Genomic DNA, 23,526 nt, shown 5'->3' with positions numbered 1-23,526 from the left:
TATTGATCAGAAGTACTTAACTCTGGTACCCAAATGTTACCAAAATTTGGATCCTTTCTCCTAAATTTTATCAATAAGTGAAAATAAAAAAGCCCATAACTTATTGTAAGTTATGGGCTTATAAGAAAGTACGCCCGAAAGGATTCGAACCCTTAACCTTCTGATCCGAACCCAAATTGATATATGGTTTTATGATTCATAGAGATTGATTTTGGGATGTCATGTAACAACTAATAGGAAAGCTGTGAAAACAATTCAATGGATATTTTACTATCTACTAATCAGTAGTCCAAGAGGCTAATAATTCCTCCTATTACTCTCCCCGCCGGCTAAGAATATTATTACACCGAAATTTTACAGTTGTACACTTTTTATAAAAACGTAGCCAACTATAACGTAACGGTGAAGATGATTTTAATTCAGGTGGATAAAAATTAAACAGCTGATCCTCTCCAAATTATTCGTCCGATAATATCAAAGTTATCTTCATCTAATCCAACTTCTATGGGATTAAATTTCTTATTTATCGTCGAAAGCTGTAGCCGCTTTGATGGGAGGCGTTGAACAAGCTTCATACGTATTTCATTATCAAATCTTACGATGAAGATTCCATCACCGACAGGATCGGTTTGATCTCTATTTGCCAAGATAATGCTTCCAGACTTTATAACCGGACTCATTGAGTCGCATTTGACATTGATGGCCAAGAGATTGCTTGTATTGGGTTCAACTATAGTATTAATGAACGTATTACAAAATGGAATGGTACGAGAGGGGTTTTGCCATTTCTCTACAGACAGATATCCTTCTCCGCCTTCCTGCATAGGGTTCATTGTATAATACGGCAGATTTACGAAATTAATCCGATTTCCGTCTTTCTCATTATTTCGTTTCGTGCTTTTTTTAAGAATAGGATAAACACCTTTTAGGAGCCATTCGGCATTTATAGTATTTTCATTTTTGAGAATACTATTTAGAAAATCCAAGTCGGGGGTTGACTCCCCTTTTCTATACCGGTAATACGTAGACTGACTACAGCCCCCTATATTAGCCATTTCAGTAGGTGGAAGGCCTAATACTTGTTCCAACTCTTTTAGTCTTTCACTAAATATTTTTCTTGCAGGCATAATGAATGTAAATAATTATTCCCATATTTGGGATTTCGTTGTGAGATAGATAGACTTAGCAGTGTAATCAAAAATTAGTGCTTTTTCATTTAGGATTTGTACTGTTGGCTGGTGGATAGGGAAGCCAATCTTATTAAAAATAATATCATGTTATGACGAATGTTGAGGAAGCTTTATTCTGGAATAATCCTATTCCAATGGTTCTGCTGTCTGGGAAACGTAAAAAAATTACCGATATTAATAATGTTTTTCAGAAGCGTTTCGACCCTACTTCTGAAATTATTGGTCGTTCGCTCCAGGAGATTACAAAGCCTCTTGCTTCAACCCTAAGCCCCGATGAAGATTCGAATATATCAAAGGATTTTATTGTATTATCACTACCCGAAGGCGATGATACGATTGTTGAACTATCCTTTCAGCAAGTCGAGCATGGTGAGGACCCGAGGTTTTTAGGTACCATAAAAGAGCTTTTCCCACCGCTTGTTGAAAAAGATTCCACTCAACATCCCATTTTTAAAGCTATTTTTGATAATGCCCTGGATATTATCCTCGTAGCTGATGATGAAGGGCAGTTAACTCAGGTGAATGATACCGCTTGCAAAAAGTTGGGATATTCCCGAGAGGAGCTACTGGAGATGGGCGTCGGAGATATTACTTATAAACCCATGCAATCATATACGGATAAAAAATGGGAGGATTTTCAGCGTACCGGTACGGATGAAGGAGAATATTTGCTGCAAACAAAGCAAGGAGAAGTTATTTATACGGAGTATAGGGCTATTGCCAATATACGACCGGGTCAGCATCTGTCCATCTTACGTGATGTGAGTAAAACCGTTCGTATCGAGGAAGAGCTTCAGGTAAGTGAAGGGCGCTTTAAACGATTATTGGATGCCGCGCCAGATGCCATTTTTGCTGTTGACCAACATGGTGAGATTCTCTATTGCAACACAGAGGCTGAAAGCATGATGGGATATTCCGAAGAAGAGCTTGTGGGCAGTCCCATTGAAATTCTTGTTCCCGAGCTTATGCGGGACGAACACAAAGACCATTGCCGCCGGTATACTGAGAATCCGCACAAAAGGCCGATGGGAGCTGATCTTGAATTATCGGCTATTCGAAAAGATGGAACAAAGGTACCGGTAGATATTATGCTTGGGCCACTTAAAGAAAATGGTGAAGTGCATACGCTGGCTGTGGTCCGTGATATCTCGGACTTCCAAGAGGCTCAAGAGAAGATTAGAAGAGAACAATCTTTTACCAAGCTGCTTCATAGTTTGACCAAAATAGCCAATGAAGCTCGGGGCTTGGATGAAGCGTTGGATAAAAGTATTCAAGAGATCTGTGAGTTTATGGACTGGCCTGTTGGTCATGCTTATAAACCGGCCAATGATGGCTCGGGAGAATTTTATCCGGCTGACCTTTGGTATTTTCAAGATCCGGAACTGTTTGAAGACTTCCGTAATTTTACCATGGGCGTCCGGTTTTCTCCCGGAGAAGGAATGGTGGGTGATGTCATAGAAACCGGTAGGCCCCAATGGGTGAGAAATGCCCACGAAGATCCCGATTTTGTTCGGCGCCTCCCTGATATCGATCTAAATATTAGGGCATGCTTTGGCTTTCCAATTCTTGTCGAAAACAATGTAGTGGGAATTTTAGAGTTTTTTTCTTCAGACGTGTTAGAAGAAGATGCTTTGCTCCTGGAAAGAATGGCTACCATTGGATACCAGCTGGGACGAGTATATGAGCGTTACAACGCTGAGAAAAAGTTGAAGCGAAGTGAACAAAAATTTAAGCGACTGTTTGATATCTCCTTTGATGCGATTGTAATTCTGGGTAAAAAGGAATTAATCGATTGTAACAAGCGAGCTGAAGAGCTGTTTCACTGTTCTTGTGATGAACTCAAAGACAACTCTTTGACTTCTTTTTTCCCAAGCAAACAACCCTCAGGGAAATTATCAGATGATACAGGGCATGAGAAGGTAAGGAAGGCTTTCCAGGGAGAGGATCAATTTTTCGAATGGCAGTTTCAACGAAAGGATGGCACCACTTTTGACGCCGAGGTGAGTTTAATCCATATGCCTCTGCATGGAGAAAATTACGTGCAAGCTATCATAAGAGATATTACTGAGCGTAAGGAAAAGGACCGGCTTTTAAAGAAAAATATGGAGCTATTTAGCCAGCTCTTTGAAAATGCCCCAGTGGGGTTGCTGTTGTTAGATGAGAATCATTCGATTGCAAGAGTAAATGAAAGTTTTGAGGAAATGTTTGGTTATCAGCTTTCAGAATTAAAACACAAGGATGTTGATACGTTTCTGGCTCCTCCGGAGCGGGAACAAGAAGCTCGGAATATTACTAATCGAACATTACAGGGGGAGTCCTTCCAGATAGAAACAGTGCGCCAGTGTAAGGATGGAAAAGATGTGCCGGTTCTTATTGCCACAGTACCCGTGGAAATAGATGGAGATATTATTGCCATTTTTGGCATCTACGTGGATATATCAAAACGAAAAGAAGCAGAACAGCAGCTAAAAGAGCAGTTGGAAGAGAAGAAGATACTACTTGCCGAAATCCACCACCGGGTAAAAAACAATCTGGCAGTTATATCGGGGCTCCTTGAACTCCAAAAAGATAATACCGAGCATGAGGAGGCCTATCGAAGCCTACAAGATAGTCAAAATCGTATCCAAAGCATGGCGCTCATCCATGAACACCTGTATCAGATGGAGATGTTTTCTTCTCTTCAATTTGATGAATATGTTCAGAACTTGGGGAAAGCTGTTGCTTCCAGCTTTATAAATGATTCCAAAGAAATTACAATTACTTATGATAGCGAGCCTGTAGAGCTTGAGATGGATCAAGCCATCTCGTGTGGATTGCTATTGAATGAATTATTGACCAATGTGTTCAAACATGCTTTTCCAAATCGAACTAAAGGAGAGATTAAAATTTCAGTACATGAAGAAGATGGGATTGTGAGGTTAAAAGTCAGGGATAACGGCATTGGAATACCAGAAGAAGTGAAGGAAGGTCAGGATGGTTCTCTTGGGATTAAATTAATTCATACGCTTACGCATCAGCTTGGAGGAGAACTTGAAATCACAGAAGATAATGGTTCTTGCTTTATTTTGACCTTTGATAAAGCAAATACATAACTAAAACTGGCATTTTATGTACCATCATTTGTTACAACAGGATGGAGAAAAGATGAGCTTTTCCGTGTTTTCCCAGTTAGGATAAAATGAAACTAAAATAAAAAAGTGTCCGCCAAAAAATGACGGGCACTTTACTTAAGTACGCCCGGAAGGATTCGAACCCTCAGCCTTCTGATCCGAAGCCAGTCCAAGATATTCTTGTGCGCGAAATGGGCCGCGATTTTGGAATTTTATGTAGTACTTTTTGTAGTACCGAAGGGGAATTATGGGAAATGGTTTCCCGAAAGGTTACAGGCTATTTATTCGAATCAATTTACTGATTAACAGCAGGATTTCTCTTTTTGAACAGGGGGACATGGGATATCACCATACGAGCAAAACACACAACAATCTCTCTTTTGAGGTTTGAGAATTTCACCACAATTTGAACACTCCCAAAAATACTGGCAGGAGTCGGTTGGCATTGTCTCTGTAGACTCATGTCCACAATTTGGACAAGTGATTGTTGATTGAAGTTTAATTTTTCGGTCAGTGTTATTCATTTTCTAAGTTGCTTTCCGGTATTATTCTTTCCTTCTAAAGCTTCAAGAATAGGGCAATCTCTGATCGGCCTATCTTTAGAACAGGAATCAATAAGATTGGTCAATGTTTCTTTGATACGTAGTAGATCATCAATTTTCTCTGAGACATCTTGATACTTTTGCTGTGCCTCTTCCTTGATTTCGGAGCAAGATGACTCTTCATCCAATCGTAGCTCAAGAAGCTCTTTAATTTCAGTGAGGGTAAAACCTAACTGCTGGGCTCGTTTGATGAATTTAATCTGATCAATATGTCGCTGAGTAAATATTCGGTAGCCTGACCGTCGACGATCAGGTTTCGGAATGAGTTCACGTTGCTCGTAGTAGCGGACGGTTTCTTTGTTGACATCAGCCCGTTTTGCTACTTCTCCAATCTTGTAGGTAGTGATGCCCTGATATTTTTCGTCCATGTTCTTAATCATTTACATCACCTCGAAAACAATTATCTAAATTTGTGAGCAGCCAAGGTAAAACCCCGGATGCTTATTAATATCAGTTTTTCTTTACCATGGTTTTTCCACAGCAACAGGTTGGGTTTTGAGTGCCTGAACAGTCGCTGGGTGCTCCTTTGGTTACGGTTACTTCGCAGCCGCAACTTTCATCGGGACATTGATAAACTTCTCCTTTTTTGAGTGGCATAACAATACATTTTGTTTATTATAGAATGCAATTCACCTACAATATAAGCCCTGTACCATGGTCGAGAGTCAAATGTTAATTTGTAGAAGTTTATCAAGAGGCAGCCTATAGTTGTCCTTATGATAGATAAATTCTTCTATTGATAAGTTCAGCCGTTTCTTAAAAGTGTCTTCCAAATCCCTACTTGAAAGATAACCCAGCTGCCGAGTAATTTCTTCAGGTGCTTTTTCATTATAAGACAGCAATTCTTTAGCCCGCTCAAAACGAAGTATATCCCAATATTGTTTAATTGATATTTGACAGACGGAATAAAATTGAGAGTTCAGGTACTGATAATGTTGGTGGGTGGCAAATTCAAGATAGCTTTGTAGATGAGATGAGGTTACTCCCCTGGATTGAAAATAGATGTTATATATCAACAGAATTTTTATCCGTTCCACTAACTTGGTCTTTGGTGTAGTTAAAAGGTCGAATCCCATAGTCCTTAGCTTTGAGGATAAAGCAGGAAGACTTGATAACCTAACAACCGCCTGTCCCAACTCAACAGCAAGAACGACACATCCCATATCAGTTAATAGCTTCTTAACTGCAAGCTTACAGCGGGGGCAAACCATATTCTTGATATATAATATTTGAGTGTTGCTACTCATTGGCAATATGTATTTAAGATTCTACCTACAAGTAACAACACCTTTGCTTAAAGTAAGCTTAAATTGTCCTTTACTTTCGGATAATTGAAGAGTTAAAACTATTGGTCAGCATTCATCTGTACCCATCGGTCATAGGTTTGTTCATCCCAGAAACTTTGGAAATAGGCTATTGCTGCAATAACTTCCTCATCACTTAAAGTGTCACCAAAGGCAGGCATAGTACCTCCCAGCTTTACACCGCCCTCATTGATTTGTCGAACCAACACACTCAGGGGATGATGCCAGGCGTGCGCCGACCCATCCAAGGGCGGTGCCGGAAAAGATCCGTCGGGATTTCGTTGTTTCCAGTTCTCAACAATACCCTGAGCCTGGTTGCCGTGACAACTGGCGCAATGGGTTGTAAATACTTGCTTGCCAAACTGGAATTGCTTTTGAGTGAACCAACGCCCTTTGGTAACTGGTCCCTTTTGATCAGGTGGTTCGCTGGAACAACTGATAGCTATAAAAACACTCAACGTAAAAATAATTAGTAGATTTCTCACTTTACCGCAACAACTTAAAAGTGCTAATGGCTGGCATAAACCTGGCTATTTCCTTCTTGATCTATAAGATAAACATCATAAGGGGTGTTAAACGAGGTATTCATGCCGGGAGAGCTGGACGGCATCCCGGGAGCTGATATTCCCACGGCCTGAGGACGTTCATCAAGTAAACGGTTGATATCTTCCACCGGGACATGGCCCTCTATTGCATAGCCGTCAATGAGCGTAGTGTGGCATGATTCCATATCGCTGGGGATATGGTATTTATCCTTGATTTTCGGCATGTTACTTACAGGTTGGATAGAAATATTATATCCATACCGCCCCATATAGGTTGCCCATTTATCACAGCATTGGCAACCGGAATTTTTATACATAACGGCTTCTGTTACTGAAGTAGCCATATGTTTTTGGCGTTCATTATAATCACTGATAATCACCCAAATTACGGATCCAGCTATACCTATTACTAGTAATGCTAAAAATATAAAAGTCTTCGATTTCATAAGATTTATCTGAATTTATTTCGAACTTGTTAGTGCGAATGCCTTTCACTTTGTAAAAAGTCATCACCGGTTTTTCCGCTACGGATATGAATCGATTGGGATACCGGGGTTACATAGATAATTCCATCTCCGGGCTGACCGCTTCGGGCGTGATTTCTAATTACCTCAATAACTTCTTCCGTATCGTCCTGGCCGCAGACCACCACCAACTTTACAATATCAGAGAACCGCTCGGCAATGCTGATTGATAGTTGTGCTTTTTGGGGATCAGACATCCTTCCAAGTCCCATTACATCCATTAGAGTCATACAACAGAAGCCTTGTGCTTCTAACCCGTCAATAACTTCTTCTGCTTTTCGTTTTCGAATAAATGCTTTTATTTCATTCATAGTTGCCACCGTTTATTGAAATATGGGGCTACCCAAAGAGAGTAGGCCCCATAATTTGTTAATTGGTTATTTGTTGGTCTTCGCTTGTCGCTGCTAATTTCTTTACTTCCCGGCTTTTCCATAGGTAGTAGATGACCGGTATCACAACCAGGCTGAGTATGGTTGCTGACACCATTCCACCAACCATCGGGGCGGCAATTCGCTTCATAACGGTTGCCCCAGTCCCTGTACCCCACATGATAGGAAGCAGGCCGCCGGTAATGGCACAGACAGTCATGAATATCGGGCGGATACGCTGGGCCGATCCTTCGAAGATGGCCTGTTTGAGGTCCTCTAGGCTATTCATCTTGTCGTTATATTTACGATTGTTATATGCATTATCCAGATATGTGAGCATGATCACTCCAATTTCAGCGGCAACACCGGCAAGGGCGATAGCACCCACTCCTACGGCTACACTAAGGTTATACCCCAGGATATACATCAGCCAGAAGGAACCCACCAGCGAGAAGGGCAGCGTCAGTAACACAATTAGACTTTCCTGCAGGTTTTTAAAGTTAAAGTACAGCAGCAAGAAAATGATCAGCAGGGTAATCGGGACGACCACCTGCAGGCGCTTTTTGGCGCGTTCCATGTACTCGTATTGACCGCTCCAGGCCAAGCTGTAGCCAGAGGGCAGGTCCAGGCGCTGGTCTACTGTTTGTCGAGCCAGCTCTACATAGCCTCCTATGTCAGAGGTGGTTAGATCTACGTAAACCCAACTGGAATATCGGGCGTTCTCGGTTTTGATCACCGGGGCGTCTTTGCGGATCTGCAGGTCGGCCACGTATTCAATCGGTATTTGTGCCCCGGAAGGCGTAGGGATTAATACCCGACCGAGGTCCGTAAGGTTTTCGCGAGTTTCACGGGCGTATCGCACGTTCACCGGATAGCGTTCCAGCCCTTCCACGGTCTCAGTGACATTCATACCGCCTATGGCAGACTGGATGACATCCTGCACGTCGCCGGTCGTCAGTCCATACCTGGCTGCTTCCTTGCGGTCGATATTGAAGTCCAGGTAATTTCCACCGGTCGTCTTGTCGGCGAACACGCTCAGGGTACCGGGTACATCCCGTACCACTGAGGCAATATCCTGGCTAAGATCCGAAAGCGTCTGCAGGTTGGGACCAGTTACCTTGATGCCAATGGGTGTCTTGATCCCAGTCGAAAGCATATCGATCCGGGTTTTAATCGGCATGGTCCAAGCGTTAGTAAGGCCTGGAATCTTGATGGCTTCGTCCATCTGTTGCTTTAGTTTGTCCATCGTCATGCCCTCCCTCCATTGGTTTTCGGGTTTCAATTGAATAATGGTCTCGAACATGGAGAGCGGGGCCGGGTCGGTGGAGGTCTGCGCTCGACCCGATTTGCCAAATACCGATTCTACTTCCGGGAAGCTGGCGATAACTTTGTCGGTTTGTTGTAGTAGTTCTTTTGCCTTGGTAATACTGATACCGGGATCAGTGGTGGGCATGTAAAGCAGGTCGCCCTCTTCGATGGGGGGCATAAATTCCGAGCCCAGTCGCTGCAGGGGCACAATGGAAATGACAAGTATAGCAATGGAGGCAATGATGGTTGTCCATTTAAAACGCAGGGCCAAATTGATTACCGGTCGGTATATCCAGATTAAAAACCGGTTCACGGGGTTTTTATGTTCGGGTTGAATTTTTCCGCGAATCAGGTAACCCATCAGCACCGGGACGAGTGTGACCGAGAGCAGGGCCGCCGCGGCCATAGCATAGGTTTTGGTAAAGGCCAGGGGCTTAAAGAGTCGGCCTTCTTGTCCCTCCAGGGCAAAGATCGGTAGGAATGAGACCGTGATGATCAGCAGGGAGAAAAACAGGGCGGGGCCCACTTCTTTTGACGCATCGATAATAATTCGCCAGTGTCCTTTCTTCCCCCGGTCTTTCTCCAGGTGTTTATGGGCATTTTCCACCATAACGATGGCCGCATCCACCATGGCCCCAATCGCAATCGCAATACCACTCAGCGACATGATGTTGGCGTTGATACCCTGGAAGTACATCACCAGGAAGGCTGCCAGAATACCAATCGGCAAACTGATAATAGCTACCAGTGAGCTTCGGAAGTGGAGCAGAAATATCATTACAATGATAGCAACAACGATGCTTTCCTCTATCAGTTTTTCCTCCAAAAATTCAATAGCCCGGTTGATCAGGCTGGAGCGGTCGTAGGCCGTTTTAATAGTTACCCCCTCAGGGAGGCCGCTTTTTAGCTCTTCCAGCTTCTTTTTCACATTGTTAATGGTTTGCAGAGCATTTTCGCCGTAGCGCATAACGACCACGCCGCCGACGGTTTCTCCCTCACCATTCCAGTCAGCCACTCCGCGGCGCAGGTCTGGACCTATTTGAACATTGGCCACATTGCGAATAGTCACCGGCGTGCCGTTGCCATCGCTGCCGATCGGTACATTTTCTACATCTGCTACAGTTTGAATGTACCCCTTGCCGCGGACCATGAACTCAGTTTCACTCATCTCTACCAGGCGGCCACCTACGTCATTGTTACTGCGCTTGATAGCCATTTTTACTTTCGATAATGGGATATCATAGGCCAACAGTTTATCCGGATCCACCTCGACCTGGTATTGTTTGACGTGTCCTCCCACACTGGCAACTTCAGCTACCCCGTCTACACTAAGTAGTTCATACTTAAGGAACCAATCCTGGATAGAGCGCAGTTGTTGGAGATCATATTGGTCGCCTCCGTCCAATACATACTCATAGACCCATCCAACACCGGTGGCATCCGGCCCAAGGGTAGGGGTCACACCTTCAGGCAGGCTACTTCCTGCCGTATTGAGATACTCCAGTACCCGACTTCGGGCCCAGTACATATCGGTATCATCCTCAAAAATGATATAGATAAAGGAAAGTCCGAAGAAGGAGTAGCCCCGTACTGTTTTTGTGTTGGGAACCGACATCATGGTGGTGGTCAGCGGATAAGTAACCTGATCTTCCACCACCTGTGGAGCCTGGCCGGGATACTTGGTAAATACAATAACCTGGACATCACTGAGATCCGGAATGGCGTCCACCGGGGTTTGATACATCACATAGGTACCGCCTGCCAGCACGAGAATGCTGGCGATAATTACCATGAAGCGGTTGTTGACGGATAGTTCAATTATTTTCTGTAGCATTTTCTTAAATCTCCAAAATATTTAATAGGGGTTTGCGCTATAAGGTCGCCTGTGGGATCACATATTCATGTTTGAATGATCAGTAGTGTCTTCCGGCATCTTCTTATGGTTCATTTCACTACCGGAGCTGTCTGTAGTCTCCATTTTCATGTCAGAGGTATCTTGTTTTTGCTGCAGCATTTTCTGGATGGCTTCCTGCAGGCGGCTCTCGCTGTCAAAGAGGAACTGGGCTGAGGTCACAATCTTTTCGCCTGCTTTCACACCTTCAAGTATTTCAATTTCATTATTGCGTTGGCCGCCTTCCATGCCCAGGGTTACTTCGCGTGGCTCAAATGCTCCTTCTCCCTTGGCAACAAAAACGATATTCCGTTCACCGGTTCGGATGATAGCCTCATTCGGAATGACGGTAACGTTACGCTTGGGACGTGTTTGAATACGTACATTGGCAAACATGCCCGGTTTTAATACCAAGTCGGGATTCGAAAATTCCAGACGCACCTGAACCGTTCGGGTCTTCTGGTCTAGGCTGGGATATACGTAGGCAACAGTTCCCTGGTAGGTTTTGCCCGGTTGGTAGGAAAGTTCCATCTGGGCGGGTTGTCCTACTTCAATCCAGGGCACTTCATAGTCGTACACGCTGGTTTGCACCCAAACAGTTGAAAGGTCAGCAATTTTATAGGCCGGAGTACCTGATTTGATAAATTCACCTTCCACCGCATTTTTGTGAAGTACAACGCCGGTAGCAGGAGACTTCAATGTCACCGCTTTTTTAACTTCGCCGCTTTGTTCGAGTTCTTTTATCTCAGAATCAGGAATATCCCAGTATTCCAGTCGCTTTCGGGTGGCTTCAAGTAAGCTGTTACCTCCGGCGCGGATTTGTTCAAAACTGCTGGAACCCACTTTGTCTCTTGTTTTGAGAGCCAGCAGGTATTCTCGCTGGGTGGTAACCAACTCCGGTGAATAGATGCTAAACAGCGGTTGTCCCCGTTGGACCATTTTACCCGTGTAATCTACATGAAGTTGTTCTACCCATCCGGAGACTTTGGGATTAACGTTGTATAGCTTTTGCTCATCATATTCGACCTTGCCAACGGCACTGACCGTAGTGGAAAGATCTTTTTGCTGAACCGTTGCCGTTCGCACATTCATATTTTGGACGACTACCGGATTAATCTTAACAATCCCTTCCGAACTGTTGGCTTCATCTGCGTAAACGGGTACCAGATCCATTCCCATCTTGGACTTTCCCGGTTTGTCGTATATCTCACTGGGGTTCATCGGGGCCTGCCAATACAGTATTTCACGATCTCCCTCTTTCTTGGCATCAGATTCTGGGGCCTCCTGCATCTCCTGATGCTGCATTTCTGCGGTCGTCTCAGTGGTGGTTGCCGAGGTGTTGGCCATTTGGGTCCCCAGCCAATAGCCCCCTAAAGTAAAGGTGGTAATTAGACCCAGGGAAAGAAGTATAGATTTGGTATTCATGATGTTGGTCCTCATTGTTCTGTGTTCTAAAATGGTTTAAAGGTCGGTGCCGGTGAGGGCTTCCAGTTCTGCTAAGGCCTTATGGTAATCGGCCACAAATCGATGATAATCGAGGCGAAATTCAAAAAGCGTCAGCTCACTGTCGAGCAGCGAAAGGAAGTCTACTTTATCATTTTGATAACCTGCGATCGAAGATTCCAGCGACTCCTCGGCCTGTGGAATAATGCCGGTTTTATAGAGATCAACCAGCCTCTGGTGTTTTTCTAGGTTGGTCAACGACTGCTGGAGCATTTGTTCAACGGAGTTTGCTACATTTCGGTAGCGATATTCCACAGAAGATTGCTTAATTCGAGTCTCCTGCACCTTCTTGTCCTGCTTCTTGTTGTAAAAGAGCGGGATCTTGATATTGAACATAGCCGAGACAAAATCGTAGCCCGGCATTCCGTTTTGAAGTTCGTTTCGTTGAGTATAGGCCAGTCCTACCGCAAAATCGGGATAGCGGTCTTTCTGGGCCAAATCTACCTGTTGCCCACTTTGTTTTACAGCCGTTTTCCATGCAGAAAGCATTGGACTGGTGCTGTCGGCTTGCTGAATGAGTGAGTTTAATTCGTACTTCTCCGGTTTCGGTTCAGAAGCCAACGCTCTCCCAAGCGGGGCATCTGCCGGCTGATCTATCAGTGTGTTAATTTGGGCCTGCATCGCTTCACGCTGTTGGCGAAGCTTGAGTTCGCGGTCAATCATCTTGGAAAGGGCCACCTGTGCTCGCAGTACATCTTGCTGAATGCCCTTGCCCACGCCGTATCGTGTTTCCGCGATTTCCACGAATTCCCTGAGCAACTCCTGATTGCTGGCGACGGTAGCCAGGGCTTGATCTATGTAATAGAGATCGTAATAGGCCTGCTTGGTTTTCTTTATCAGCTGATTTTTGAGCTCCTGATATTGGTGCAAAGTTATGTCCGACTCGCTGCGCGCAATGTCTCCTTTAAGGCCGAGCTTACCCGGGAAAGGAAAGGGCTGCATCAGGGAGATTTGCTTGCCGGTCATCGGTTCCTGATCAAGGGCAAAGCTGTTGACCGGCAAGTTCATAAGACTTAAACCCAGCGTCGGGTCGGGCAATGCTTCCTGTTGCGATATTCGACTTTTGCTGGCCTCCCATCCCTGAAATGAAGATTGCAATTCAGGGTTTTGGGTCAGTACCATTTGGATAAGTTTATCCAAGACAAGCGTAGAATCCTTGGTTTGTCCTACAGCTTCAAAAGGGAATAACAAAAACAGAGAAAGGAGTAATATCAGGGGCGCAAAGATGAATTTGTTCATAGTAATTGCATCGTATTTAGTTCAGTCAATGGTAAAAAGAGTTTCTTGTCTTATTTCTGACTAAACTAACACCACCTTCCTTAAATGAACCTTAAATCATCCCGGGGTTTTCAATAAAAAAAAGTCCTGCACCATTAATGCAGGACTTTGAGACAAAGTAATGAACTAAGACTTAGTCTTGACTGGCCGAGGACCAGTGAAGTGCGGTGATTTGCCAATGCCCTTCTTCCTTCTTAAGAACAGCCAGTTCGAGACTGTTTAGATCCAATTTTCTATCGCTGTAGGTGCCCCAGGTATGTGTTTGAGTTGAAACCCAAGCGGTATTGCCCTTAATCGTTACATTTCGTGATTCTATTTCCCGTTTCATGGCACTCAGGAATTTCCCATCAGAATGAAAGTGGTGTGATAAATATTCCTCCTTGGTTTCGATATTCCCGCCTTCCAGGATTCTTACAGATTCTGATAGCAGGTTTTTGGCTGCCTGGGTGTCATTATCAATAATGGCTTGGTGAAATGATTCAAGCGTCTTGATTACCTTTTTCTCTGATGCAGAAGGCTGACTTACAGATATAGAAGTTCCTATTATAAATAAGAGAACTGCAGTTAATGATATTCGAGTATACATAAGTTTTTTAATGATTAATTGAGTTGGGTTAAGGTCAACCGATCAATAAGTATGGTTCCGGTTCCATTTAGTTTTAGCCCGACGCTTCCGGCCTCGGGAGCATCGCCATGGCCATGGACTACCATCTCTTTGTTAATATATCCCCGGAAATGAGTGCCGTTACCGACAGTGCGAATAAACAGTATGCCCGAAGCGGAGTAGGATTCTTCGGCAAACACTTCACGGTTGCCACCACTAACCCGACCTTGGGATACGGTGCCATCGGAAGAGAGCGTCACAAAATCATAATTTTGGGCATCCTGAACATGGTTGACGAGCGAAATATCTCCCTCAAAATCTGACAGATCCAGGTAGTAGTCAACCTGCACGTTTTGCAATGAGTCCTTTCCAACAAAGAAATTTGAGGTAGAATCGACTGAGACCTTAAGCAGGTGATTATTGCCGCTGTTAACAACGGTTGGCTGTAGCTCCGAGGCAGAACCTTCCAGCCACCGGAAGCGGGAAAGCAACGTGCTTACGCCATTCGGACCAACCTCCCATGACCAGTTGCCATTATCACTGACAGTGAATGTTGATTCTCCCTGTTGCAGACTATCCGTGGGAACTGAGGCAGTGCTTTGTTGCTCTATTAACTGACCGGTACCCGCTCCAAAGCCAAAAACCATTTCAGCACCATGATCTCCTGTTTCATAGAGAAAGAACACTCCGGGCAAGGCAAGGGCAAACAGCCCAATTCTAACCGCTTGCTGATCCATCTTTTGATACCAGTGGAGTAGCATTCGCAGAACGGCATAGATCCCAAAGAACCAGACGGTCCACAAGGCCCAATCAGCATGTTCATTCAAAACCGATTGCGCTCCCGACGGCAAAAACACGCTGTCGGCCGCAAGGGTCCCTGTATAGTAAGCGGCTATACCTGATACTGCACCAATACTATATAGGATGGTAGATTTTAGATCATCCCACCACTTATCGGGTAGAAAGAAGTTTAGCAAGTCCATCAACACTGCCAGTAGAATAATAGCGATGGGAAAGTGAACAAGGATCGGGTGAATGTTAGGTGCCCATTCAGGAATCAATTCCATATGAGACTATTTTATTTACTGAAGTTAGCTGAATAGTGAAGGTACTTTATTTACTGCAATTGTTTAAAACCACATACGGATACCGCCGACCATACTCAGATTGCTGACGTGGCCGCCTTCGGCACGTGCCATGTCAGCGGTTTCGCCTAGCTTACGTTCCCAGTTGATACCAATATAGGGAGCAAATTCTCGAGCAAACTCATAGCGAAGCCGGAAGCCAAGACCTATATTATTGAATCCGGATCCGACGCCCCACTCCGGAACCTCCTGTACGGCAACGCTGGTTTCAAACACCGGCTGACCGATCAATCGCTGGGTAAAGAGCAGGTCATATTCGGCTTCCACTGAGGCAGAAATATCACCGTCTTCACTGATGAACATTCCTCCGTCGACGTGGAAGAAATAGGGGGCCATACCTTGCAGGCCAATCACCGCAAAACCTCTTGACTTGTTGCCAACGCCCTCGTAGGCAAGGTCGTAACGGATTCCTCCCTGAATATCAAAATAAGGGCCAATGGCGCGGCTGTACAAGCCCTGAAACTCCATCTCGGCCTCACTTTCGATGGTCAATGCTTCGCCGTGGGATTTAAACCAGAACTTATTTAGGCTTTTGCCCACATAGCCTTGCACTTCCCACATCAGGGGATTAATGCCGCTGACGCTTCGGTATTCCAGTTTTTCAGCAATCAGATAGACGTATGTTTTATCGTCCATCATCAAATCGTTGCTGAACTCAGGTGCTTTTTGAGCAAAAGCTGAGCTGCCGGCGATTACAATGATAGCGAAGGTTGTGAGAATGAATATTGACGCGCGTCTAATCATGGTCATTATGTTGCAATTTTGTATGTCAGATAGAATTCGTTCGTGAAGGCTCGCTGGGTCTGTTTACGAATAGTCCTGTCCGTAAATGCTTCCATTTTCATCGGCCACCTGAACTACGCGGAACATGCCGCGTTCCATGTGATACAGGATGTGGCAGTGGAAAGCCCAACGTCCCTTGTCGCGTGGCGTAATAAGGGCTGAAATGCGCTGTGCCGGTTGTACAAGCAGGGTGTGCTGCCGGGGATTATGCTGCCCATTGCCGTTTTCCAGCTCCATCCACATCCCGTGCAGGTGAATGGGATGTTCCATCATGGTGTCGTTGACCAGTGTGAGACGCAGTCGTTCATTGTGTTTGAATTCAATAGGACCATCGACCTCATGAAACTGCTTACCATCAAACGACCACATGTAGCGTTCCATGTTACCGGTTAGGTGCAGCTCTACTTCTCGCTTGGCATCGCGGGTGTCTTTATTAGGACGCAGGCTTTTCAGATCGTTATAGACCAGCACTTTTCGTCCGTCGTTGCCCAAGCCAATGCCTGGTTCGTCTAGACGGTCAAATTGGTTCTGTGCAATGGCAGCAGCGCCCGGTCCGTGCTTGTCGGGACCGTGTTTTACGGGGGATTTGGGATCTTTGGACATATCCATGTTGCCATGATCCATATCCCCGTGATCCATATCCCCATGGTCCATTCCTTCCATGTCGTCGCCTTCCATATCCATGCCGCCCATCGACATCATCATGCCCATGTCTTTCATATCCCGCTTGGGTCGTGGGCGGAGATCAGGCACTTGTGCTGACATGCCTTCGCGTGGTGCAAGTGTGCCACGGGCATAGCCGCTGCGGTCAAGCGATTCGGCAAAAATGGTATAAGGTTTTTCCTCTTTGGGTTCTACAATCACATCATAAGTCTCGGCAATACCGATGCGAAATTCGTCAATGGGTACCGGCTCTACATTCTGTCCATCGGCTGCTACCACAGTCATCTCCAGGCCGGGAATGCGAACATCAAAAGCGGTAGTACCCGCTGAGGCATTGATAAATCGCAGGCGCACTTTTTCCCCTTTCTTGAACAGGGCGTTCCAGTTGGAGTTGGGGCCGTGGCCATTCATTAAGTAGGTGTAGGTAGCCCCGGTGACATCCAGTAGATCGGTGGCGCTCATCCGCATATTCCCGAACATGGCATAGTCTTTAATCGTGTCGCCAAGGCCGTTCTTTTTAACATCACTGAAAAACTCTCCAAGATCTCGCTTCTGGTAGTTGTAATAGCCCTCCATTTTGATGTTGTTGGCTAACACGTCGTGAGGATCTTCGAACGTCCAGTCGGAAAGTACAATCGGGTAGTCCCGATCATATTCAACCGGATCCTCATCGGCAGGATCAATAACCAGCGGTCCGTAGTGGCCAAGTTGTTCCTGCAGTCCCGAGTGACTATGGTACCAATAGGTGCCACTTTGCCGTACCGGATACCGGTATTCAAAGGTCTCACCGGGAGCGATACCGTCAAAACTAACTCCGGGTACGCCATCCATCTGGAAGGGCAACAGGATACCATGCCAGTGGATCGAAGTCGTATCATCCAGTTCGTTGGTTACTCGAAGCATTACGTCTTGTCCTTCTTGCAGGCGGATTAAGGGCCCCGGCACCGAACCATTGATACCTATGGCTTCACCCCGCTTACCGTCAATCTTGTGAGGCATTTTACCGATTGTCAAATCAATGACATTGTCAGGGCCCTTGGGAGTTAACACTTCCCGCTTCTCATTGCTGAAGCCCGCTAACGCGTAGCCCGGCAATACCGCACTTGCCCCGGCAAAAGCTGCTAAGGAGCCAGCATATCGGAGAAAGGTGCGGCGATTCATACCATTATTATTATCGTCACTCATAAATCAGCGTAACCTATTGTTTTTAATTAGCTAAAACGTTGGTTTCCAAATGTCGAACCGAAACATACAAACTGAACCTTAAATTAAGCTTAAAACATTATTGGTCAGTGTCTTTTATCTTAGGGTGTTATTTCATGAAATAGAATTACTTTTTTATGTGGATATTTTTAGTGGAGGATGAAAAGCAGCTGGCCAATAATTTGAAGCGGGGACTGGAAGAGGAAGGTCACGTGGTGGAAGTGATGCACGACGGAGAGGAAGCCGAGCTGCAGGGACTGGTGAATGATTACGATATGGTTATCCTGGACTGGCGGCTGCCTAACCGTGATGGCAAGCAAATTTTGGAGCATTGGCGGGCAGAAGACCGGACCTTTCCAGTTCTCATGCTTACGGCACTGGGGGATCTGGATCACAAGGTCTCAGGGCTTGATGCGGGAGCAGACGATTACATGGGTAAGCCGTTCTCTTTTGAAGAGCTCTTGGCCCGCGTTCGAGCATTAGGGCGTCGTTCCACAGAGATGCAGAATAATGAAGTGGTTTCGGTGGGTCCTATTGAGCTTGATTCACGTAAGCATTGGGTTAAAATATGTGGCATTAAACGATCGCTTCGGCCCAAAGAATTTATCTTATTGGAACTTTTGTTGAGTAAGCCGGAAACAGTATTCTCAAAGACCCAGCTGGCAGAGCGGGTATGGGGGTCGGCCTACCACGTAAGTGATAATACTATTGAGGCGACCATATCAACCCTGCGACAGAAGCTGGCCGAATCTTTAGAAGAGTGCGGGCAAGAATTTTTGGAGGATCACTCCCAGGCGATTGAAACCATCCGGGGCGCAGGATATCGACTAAATACTGATCTGATAAAAGAAGATGAGTAAGATTGTGAGTAGTTTGACGAGTTTTTTTGATCGACTGTCAATTTCTAAAAAACTGGCATTTTGGTATGGGTTAAGTCTGTTCGTGATGCTTAGCCTGTTTGGGTACTTCTTATACGAGACCTTTCACCAGTCCATTCATCATAATTATGACAGGCACCTTCGCTTTGAAGCCGAGCAGTTGCTTCCACATATCGATACCACCGGGGATTCACTTTCCATTGATCTTACAGGATACAGTAGGAATGCAGCACTTAAAAGCGGCGTGGAATACGGAACCTATGTTCGATTGTACAACCAAGAGGACAGCCTGATTTATAAAAGCCCCAACTTTGTGGATGTAAAACAGCCATTGAATACCGGTATTCCCGACAGGCCCGAGGAATATTCCTTTAGCAGTCAGTGGCAGGATCTGCCAGCACGGACACTGTTTTATCCTATTATGGATGACAGTGGTCAGCTTTGCGGCTGGCTGGAGGTTACCGGCTTCGAATGGACCTTGCACGAGGAGCTGAGTCGGTTCAGGCAGTATCTATTCGTTCTAATTGCAATAAGCGTGGCATTTTCTATCCTCGGAGGATACTGGCTTTCCCGAAGAGCACTAACACCGGTAGCCTCTATTAATGAAGCAGCCAAATCAATCACAGCTACCGATTTAGACAAACGTATTCCGGTAAACTACCAGGTAAAAGACGAGCTGACCGACTTGGCCGAAACCTTTAATATGATGCTCAATCGCCTGCAAAAAGGTTTTGAACGGGAGAAACGCTTTACCTCCGACGCCGCCCACGAACTCATGACCCCACTTTCATCGATGCGCAGTGATGCCGAGATTATGCTCCGTAAACCCCGATCCAAAGAGGAGTACCAGGAAACAATAGGGCGAATGCTGACTGAAGTTCGCAAGATGAGCGAAATGGTGCATCTGTTGCTGCAACTTTCACGGGTGGAATCGGTACATCGGTCGAAACCGGATATCGTTAGCGTCAGCCGTATTACAGAAGCAGTGGCCGATCAACACCAGGAAAGTGCTCAGGCAAAGAATATCAGTATTCAAACACAAATTGATCCTGAACTGCAAGTCCGAGCGCATGAAGCTTATATCGAGGAGGTTATCAATAATCTGTTGGAAAATGCATTGAAATATACTCCCGAGGGTGGATCTATAGACTTACAGCTTAAGCGATCCAGCGGTAAGGTCGTGCTACATCTTAGTGATACAGGCATTGGATTCGATGAACAAACGAAAAAGCATTTATTTGAACGATTCTATCGGGCTAATCAACGGGATGTTCAAGAAAATCGGGGTAGTGGATTGGGATTGCCACTCGTTAAGGCTATTGTAGAATTATACAATGGAAAAATTCGTGCCTACAGTGAGGGGCAAGGTGAAGGGAGTACCTTTGTGGTTGAATTTCCGCTAGCAAAAGATAAAGGGGCTTAATGCGGTTTGCTCGCTTCGATTTTTTTGAAGATGCCCTTCGCAGTTAAATCCTGAACCCTTTCAATACTCCAGCCGGCCTTTTCAACATTTGCAACTGTCTGGCGGGCAATATGAACGTCACTTAAATAATGAATGGGAGCATCCAGTTTTTCTATTATGCCGGCCAAAACGGGTTGTTCCGGCTTCATGTGTTCTAGCAGATACAGTTTCCCGCCGGACTTGGTGACGCGCAGGGCTTCCTTTAATCCCAATATGGGATCGGGCACCGAGCAAAACACGAAAGTGGCAACCAGATCGTCGAAGTGGTTGTCAGGAAAGTCCATGTCTTGGGCATCCATCTCTTTAAGGGTAACACGGTCTTGTTGCTTTTTATCAAGCAGTTGTTTGGCCCGTTTTAGCATGCCCGGAGAAAGGTCAATTCCTGTTAACTTAATCTCATCGGGATAGTAGGGGATATTTTTGCCTGTGCCTACTCCGATTTCCAATACCGTTGGTCCGTGAATTTGTTGCCATAGTTTTTGTCGCCATTTTTTATACCACAATTGCTCGACCGGCCACTCCATTAGGTTATAAATAACTGATGTAGCGTTATATCGCTTTTTAGTAAATTGGGTTTGTTTAGGATTTGAATTATTCATTCGAATCGAGACTGTATATTAAATTTATTTTTATTCGGATTTATAGTAAGCGTATCATAAAATAACTCCCGTCTTCACTGGTAAGTTTTTGGCGTATGATTCCCCGTTCTTTATCTACGATTTCAATCACCCCGTAAGCAAACCCTTTTACTTTTATGCCGAGTACATACACCCCAAGATCTACATCTGAGTTAATTTGATACTGCCCGGCCTGCAGCGTGTCGTTAGATACCACCCGCCGGTCGTAGATGGTAATTTTACTCTTTCCTCCCAAAAAGCCCACCAGCCCTTTATCAATATTCAAGGCAAATTCAATAGATTCCATCTCCCATCCGGGCTTGGGAGCCGTTGGGTAAAAAGCATTCGTATCCAACAGGTTGACCTTGATTTCACTGCCTTTCCCGTAATCTGTAAAGGGGAAAACATTTAGCAAAACTTTTTGTTCATCTGGTTGGCAGGTATAAAGGGTTTTGGTGCTGTCTTGTAGCTCCCCTTTTGCATTGTATGAATAAAGTTCAACCGGAAGACGATAGGTATTGGCTTTTTCTTCTATGGAACCGACTATCAGCTTTTGGTACGATTCCAACTCTCCGTCTTTGCTATAGTTACATTTTTTGTACTGGTTTCCGTCAATTTCAAAGAGCAGCATTTGGGTATCCTGTCCGAAACCGGATGACGGAAGTAAAATATACAAACACAGGATAAAGAATAGTTTTGAGCAGTTCTCTGTTTTTTTCTCAGGCATTAATCGAGTATAGTTATTTAGTTATTCAATCGGCAAAGGTACGCATCCATAACCTTGTTCCAGGGCTCGTCTGGAAAATTGGTACGCTTCTTCAATGATCATTTCGGTCTTGCTGAAATCCAGTACACTTGTTAAATGGGTATTAATGCAGAGATCCAAGAGATACAGCTCCGTACTGGCAGCAATTTTTTGAATGTCGTTTCTAAGTTTTTGGTGCTGGCTGACCTGGGCCGTGCGAATTATCATGTTAAACAATCCAGTTACGGTATTGCTGAACTGATGTCGGCATTCACTTAAAATGCAATAAATAGTATCGGCTCCAAGATCGTAAGCCTTGTCAATAGGTATGTTATTGGAAATTCCGCCATCTACCAACTGATTGTTGTTAATCACTTGTGGCGGAAAATAAACGGGAAGGGCACTACTGGCCATTAAGGCGGGCATTAACGGACCTTTATCAAGATATGTAGAACTTGCCTTTTGGAGATCAGTTGCTACAACAGTTAAAGGGATCGAAAGTTCTTCAAATGTATCTACCGGCAAGTGATGTTGTAGAAATTTCTTTTTACCTGTGGGTTTGAATAAACTAGAAGCATTTCCCCATTTCCATAGAAGCTCCGGGTTGAACCGATAAAGTTTCTGTTCTGAAATTCCTTTCCATAGTTCTTTTAATTGACTTATATCTAGTCCAGAGGCAATGAAAGCCCCGTTAATAGCCCCAATTGAAGTGCCAATAATATAATCCGGCTTTACCCCCTGCTCCACCATAGCTTGATAGAAACCAATTTCGGCAGCGCCTTGGGCCCCACCTCCGCAGAGAACAAGTGCTGTTTTATTAGACTCGGCATGCATATTATTGGTTGCCTTGTTCTTGTGCATTCAACTCTTCTGCATTCCAAGGAGTAGCTCGGTCGCTGTAGGTATTGCTAATTCGGATGATGTCTTCTTGGGAAATGTTCGGTTGATCTCCCTCACTTTCCTCGCGCAGGTGATTGAGAATGGCCGCTATTTCTGCTGCACTGAGCCGTGCTTTAAAAGAAGGCATGCTGCCTTGATATTCTTGTTCTTGTACTTCAATCTCACCTTGTAGACCATGAAGTAAAATTCGGATGGGAACGGATTTATCGCTGGTAATCCACTCTGAATCGACCAGTGGTGGAAATACGCCTGATACACCCTCGGCATTACCTCCGTGACAGGAGGCGCAGTTTTGAGAATACAGGTTTTCACCATTTAATAACGCAGGATCTCCTTCCTCATTAAAAGGCACCTCGCTGGGCTCATCCAGGCCGGGAATCATTTTTCTCATATTACCATACTCTTCGGAGAGATGACGGTTTATCCGGGCCATATCTTGTTGTCCCATTCGCTGGTGTATTTGGGCCATTTGCTCATGCATGCCCATCATCTGACTATACCACTCACCGGTCATATGACTTTGCATGTGCATGCCCATGCCTTCAGCCATCATATTATCGCCCTGCATATGACGTCCCATGTTGCCAGCCATCATTTGACGGTGACTGACATCCATATCATCGTGCATTTTCTGCATCTGGTTGTAGAGCGATTGTAAGTCAGACGGCAGAGTGTCCATTGCGCCTTCATAGTTTGTCAACAGCTTTTTGTAATTAGATTGCAGAGAATCATAGGCGGTTTCTAATTCCTCCCGTTGTTCCTCACTCATATAGCCAGAGCCTCCCATTTGACATGAGGATAGAAAAACGAGGAGTCCTACTATTACCAGATAAAATCCAACGTCTTTTTTATTCATCATAACTCTCTTCTCAAGTTAAAGTTAATTCATGATAAACTTCTTTT

Annotated in this window: 22 protein-coding genes; 3 read left to right on the top strand and 19 right to left on the bottom strand. The window is 44.9% G+C overall.

Annotated features, from left to right (window positions below):
- Positions 1-434 precede the first annotated feature (434 nt).
- Positions 435-1,127 (bottom strand): XRE family transcriptional regulator, encoded by a 693-nt coding sequence (locus ACQ76V_RS10725; RefSeq protein WP_441000498.1) that lies wholly within the window; start codon positions 1,125-1,127, stop codon positions 435-437.
- Between the two features lie 152 nt (positions 1,128-1,279).
- Between ACQ76V_RS10725 and ACQ76V_RS10720 the strand changes: the two genes are divergently transcribed.
- Positions 1,280-4,282, top strand: coding sequence for a PAS domain S-box protein (locus tag ACQ76V_RS10720; RefSeq protein ID WP_441000497.1), 3,003 nt, complete (start codon positions 1,280-1,282; stop codon positions 4,280-4,282).
- Between the two features lie 320 nt (positions 4,283-4,602).
- Here the strand turns inward: ACQ76V_RS10720 and ACQ76V_RS10715 are convergent, their stop codons facing one another.
- The 14 genes from ACQ76V_RS10715 to ACQ76V_RS10650 form a co-directional block, all read right to left on the bottom strand.
- Positions 4,603-4,824, bottom strand: coding sequence for a GDCCVxC domain-containing (seleno)protein (locus tag ACQ76V_RS10715; RefSeq protein ID WP_441000496.1), 222 nt, complete (start codon positions 4,822-4,824; stop codon positions 4,603-4,605).
- Complete coding sequence (locus ACQ76V_RS10710; protein WP_441000495.1) at positions 4,821-5,270, bottom strand: MerR family transcriptional regulator; 450 nt, start codon at positions 5,268-5,270, stop codon at positions 4,821-4,823. The genes ACQ76V_RS10715 and ACQ76V_RS10710 overlap by 4 nt, the downstream gene beginning before the upstream one ends.
- An 82-nt stretch (positions 5,271-5,352) precedes the next feature.
- On the bottom strand, positions 5,353-5,499 hold the full coding sequence (locus ACQ76V_RS10705) for a hypothetical protein (RefSeq protein WP_265764428.1): 147 nt from the start codon (positions 5,497-5,499) through the stop codon (positions 5,353-5,355).
- Between the two features lie 68 nt (positions 5,500-5,567).
- Complete coding sequence (locus tag ACQ76V_RS10700) at positions 5,568-6,149, bottom strand: helix-turn-helix domain-containing protein (RefSeq protein WP_441000494.1); 582 nt, start codon at positions 6,147-6,149, stop codon at positions 5,568-5,570.
- Positions 6,150-6,247: 98 nt separating this feature from the next.
- Positions 6,248-6,691, bottom strand: coding sequence for a c-type cytochrome (locus tag ACQ76V_RS10695; RefSeq protein WP_441000493.1), 444 nt, complete (start codon positions 6,689-6,691; stop codon positions 6,248-6,250).
- Positions 6,692-6,714: 23 nt separating this feature from the next.
- On the bottom strand, positions 6,715-7,197 hold the full coding sequence (locus ACQ76V_RS10690) for a DUF411 domain-containing protein (protein WP_441000492.1): 483 nt from the start codon (positions 7,195-7,197) through the stop codon (positions 6,715-6,717).
- Between the two features lie 29 nt (positions 7,198-7,226).
- On the bottom strand, positions 7,227-7,586 hold the full coding sequence (locus tag ACQ76V_RS10685; protein ID WP_441000491.1) for a P-II family nitrogen regulator: 360 nt from the start codon (positions 7,584-7,586) through the stop codon (positions 7,227-7,229).
- 58 nt (positions 7,587-7,644) lie between these two features.
- Positions 7,645-10,785, bottom strand: coding sequence for an efflux RND transporter permease subunit (locus tag ACQ76V_RS10680; RefSeq protein ID WP_441000490.1), 3,141 nt, complete (start codon positions 10,783-10,785; stop codon positions 7,645-7,647).
- A 57-nt stretch (positions 10,786-10,842) separates the two neighbouring features.
- The gene (locus ACQ76V_RS10675) at positions 10,843-12,267 is read right to left on the bottom strand and encodes an efflux RND transporter periplasmic adaptor subunit (protein WP_441000489.1); all 1,425 of its coding nucleotides are present in this window, start codon (positions 12,265-12,267) and stop codon (positions 10,843-10,845) included.
- A 36-nt stretch (positions 12,268-12,303) separates the two neighbouring features.
- Positions 12,304-13,584: a TolC family protein gene (locus ACQ76V_RS10670; RefSeq protein ID WP_441000488.1), complete on the bottom strand. Its 1,281-nt coding sequence runs from the start codon at positions 13,582-13,584 to the stop codon at positions 12,304-12,306.
- A 172-nt stretch (positions 13,585-13,756) separates the two neighbouring features.
- Complete coding sequence (locus ACQ76V_RS10665) at positions 13,757-14,209, bottom strand: nuclear transport factor 2 family protein (protein ID WP_441000487.1); 453 nt, start codon at positions 14,207-14,209, stop codon at positions 13,757-13,759.
- A gap of 14 nt (positions 14,210-14,223) precedes the next feature.
- On the bottom strand, positions 14,224-15,294 hold the full coding sequence (locus ACQ76V_RS10660) for a DUF2231 domain-containing protein (RefSeq protein WP_441000486.1): 1,071 nt from the start codon (positions 15,292-15,294) through the stop codon (positions 14,224-14,226).
- Between the two features lie 63 nt (positions 15,295-15,357).
- Complete coding sequence (locus tag ACQ76V_RS10655) at positions 15,358-16,122, bottom strand: copper resistance protein B (RefSeq protein ID WP_441000485.1); 765 nt, start codon at positions 16,120-16,122, stop codon at positions 15,358-15,360.
- A gap of 57 nt (positions 16,123-16,179) precedes the next feature.
- Complete coding sequence (locus tag ACQ76V_RS10650) at positions 16,180-18,003, bottom strand: copper resistance system multicopper oxidase (RefSeq protein ID WP_441000484.1); 1,824 nt, start codon at positions 18,001-18,003, stop codon at positions 16,180-16,182.
- 155 nt (positions 18,004-18,158) lie between these two features.
- On the opposite strand from ACQ76V_RS10650, the gene ACQ76V_RS10645 reads away from it, so the two are divergent.
- Entirely contained in the window at positions 18,159-18,881 is a 723-nt protein-coding gene (locus ACQ76V_RS10645) for a response regulator transcription factor (protein ID WP_441000483.1), read from the top strand.
- The gene (locus ACQ76V_RS10640; RefSeq protein WP_441000482.1) at positions 18,874-20,322 is read left to right on the top strand and encodes a sensor histidine kinase; all 1,449 of its coding nucleotides are present in this window, start codon (positions 18,874-18,876) and stop codon (positions 20,320-20,322) included. Before ACQ76V_RS10645 ends, ACQ76V_RS10640 begins: the two co-directional genes overlap by 8 nt.
- Here ACQ76V_RS10640 and ACQ76V_RS10635 read toward each other — a convergent pair.
- Genes ACQ76V_RS10635 through ACQ76V_RS10620 form a run of 4 tightly spaced genes read right to left on the bottom strand, consistent with a single transcriptional unit; the run spans position 20,319 to position 23,482 of the window.
- Positions 20,319-20,960: a class I SAM-dependent methyltransferase gene (locus ACQ76V_RS10635; protein ID WP_441000481.1), complete on the bottom strand. Its 642-nt coding sequence runs from the start codon at positions 20,958-20,960 to the stop codon at positions 20,319-20,321. The two genes, ACQ76V_RS10640 and ACQ76V_RS10635, sit on opposite strands and share 4 nt — an antisense overlap.
- 40 nt (positions 20,961-21,000) lie before the next feature.
- Positions 21,001-21,705, bottom strand: a complete 705-nt coding sequence (locus tag ACQ76V_RS10630; protein ID WP_441000480.1) for a hypothetical protein — start codon at positions 21,703-21,705, stop codon at positions 21,001-21,003.
- A 21-nt stretch (positions 21,706-21,726) separates the two neighbouring features.
- Entirely contained in the window at positions 21,727-22,584 is an 858-nt protein-coding gene (locus tag ACQ76V_RS10625; protein ID WP_441000479.1) for a patatin-like phospholipase family protein, read from the bottom strand.
- Complete coding sequence (locus ACQ76V_RS10620; protein WP_441000478.1) at positions 22,559-23,482, bottom strand: c-type cytochrome; 924 nt, start codon at positions 23,480-23,482, stop codon at positions 22,559-22,561. Before ACQ76V_RS10620 ends, ACQ76V_RS10625 begins: the two co-directional genes overlap by 26 nt.
- Positions 23,483-23,526: the final 44 nt, after the last annotated feature.

This window comes from Fodinibius sp. SL11, from assembly GCF_052060035.1.
GTDB lineage: Bacteria > Bacteroidota > Rhodothermia > Balneolales > Balneolaceae > Fodinibius.
This window is presented reverse-complemented; position numbering and strand designations above follow the sequence as displayed.

Coding starts and splice junctions, on each gene's coding strand:
- ACQ76V_RS10725 (WP_441000498.1), bottom strand. CDS start 1,127: ATGCCTGCAAGAAAAATATTTAGTGAAAGACTAAAAGAGTTGGAACAA.
- ACQ76V_RS10720 (WP_441000497.1), top strand. CDS start 1,280: ATGACGAATGTTGAGGAAGCTTTATTCTGGAATAATCCTATTCCAATG.
- ACQ76V_RS10715 (WP_441000496.1), bottom strand. CDS start 4,824: ATGAATAACACTGACCGAAAAATTAAACTTCAATCAACAATCACTTGT.
- ACQ76V_RS10710 (WP_441000495.1), bottom strand. CDS start 5,270: ATGGACGAAAAATATCAGGGCATCACTACCTACAAGATTGGAGAAGTA.
- ACQ76V_RS10705 (WP_265764428.1), bottom strand. CDS start 5,499: ATGCCACTCAAAAAAGGAGAAGTTTATCAATGTCCCGATGAAAGTTGC.
- ACQ76V_RS10700 (WP_441000494.1), bottom strand. CDS start 6,149: ATGAGTAGCAACACTCAAATATTATATATCAAGAATATGGTTTGCCCC.
- ACQ76V_RS10690 (WP_441000492.1), bottom strand. CDS start 7,197: ATGAAATCGAAGACTTTTATATTTTTAGCATTACTAGTAATAGGTATA.
- ACQ76V_RS10685 (WP_441000491.1), bottom strand. CDS start 7,586: ATGAATGAAATAAAAGCATTTATTCGAAAACGAAAAGCAGAAGAAGTT.
- ACQ76V_RS10680 (WP_441000490.1), bottom strand. CDS start 10,785: ATGCTACAGAAAATAATTGAACTATCCGTCAACAACCGCTTCATGGTA.
- ACQ76V_RS10675 (WP_441000489.1), bottom strand. CDS start 12,267: ATGAATACCAAATCTATACTTCTTTCCCTGGGTCTAATTACCACCTTT.
- ACQ76V_RS10670 (WP_441000488.1), bottom strand. CDS start 13,584: ATGAACAAATTCATCTTTGCGCCCCTGATATTACTCCTTTCTCTGTTT.
- ACQ76V_RS10665 (WP_441000487.1), bottom strand. CDS start 14,209: ATGTATACTCGAATATCATTAACTGCAGTTCTCTTATTTATAATAGGA.
- ACQ76V_RS10660 (WP_441000486.1), bottom strand. CDS start 15,294: ATGGAATTGATTCCTGAATGGGCACCTAACATTCACCCGATCCTTGTT.
- ACQ76V_RS10655 (WP_441000485.1), bottom strand. CDS start 16,122: ATGACCATGATTAGACGCGCGTCAATATTCATTCTCACAACCTTCGCT.
- ACQ76V_RS10650 (WP_441000484.1), bottom strand. CDS start 18,003: ATGAGTGACGATAATAATAATGGTATGAATCGCCGCACCTTTCTCCGA.
- ACQ76V_RS10645 (WP_441000483.1), top strand. CDS start 18,159: ATGTGGATATTTTTAGTGGAGGATGAAAAGCAGCTGGCCAATAATTTG.
- ACQ76V_RS10640 (WP_441000482.1), top strand. CDS start 18,874: ATGAGTAAGATTGTGAGTAGTTTGACGAGTTTTTTTGATCGACTGTCA.
- ACQ76V_RS10635 (WP_441000481.1), bottom strand. CDS start 20,960: ATGAATAATTCAAATCCTAAACAAACCCAATTTACTAAAAAGCGATAT.
- ACQ76V_RS10630 (WP_441000480.1), bottom strand. CDS start 21,705: ATGCCTGAGAAAAAAACAGAGAACTGCTCAAAACTATTCTTTATCCTG.
- ACQ76V_RS10625 (WP_441000479.1), bottom strand. CDS start 22,584: ATGCACAAGAACAAGGCAACCAATAATATGCATGCCGAGTCTAATAAA.
- ACQ76V_RS10620 (WP_441000478.1), bottom strand. CDS start 23,482: ATGATGAATAAAAAAGACGTTGGATTTTATCTGGTAATAGTAGGACTC.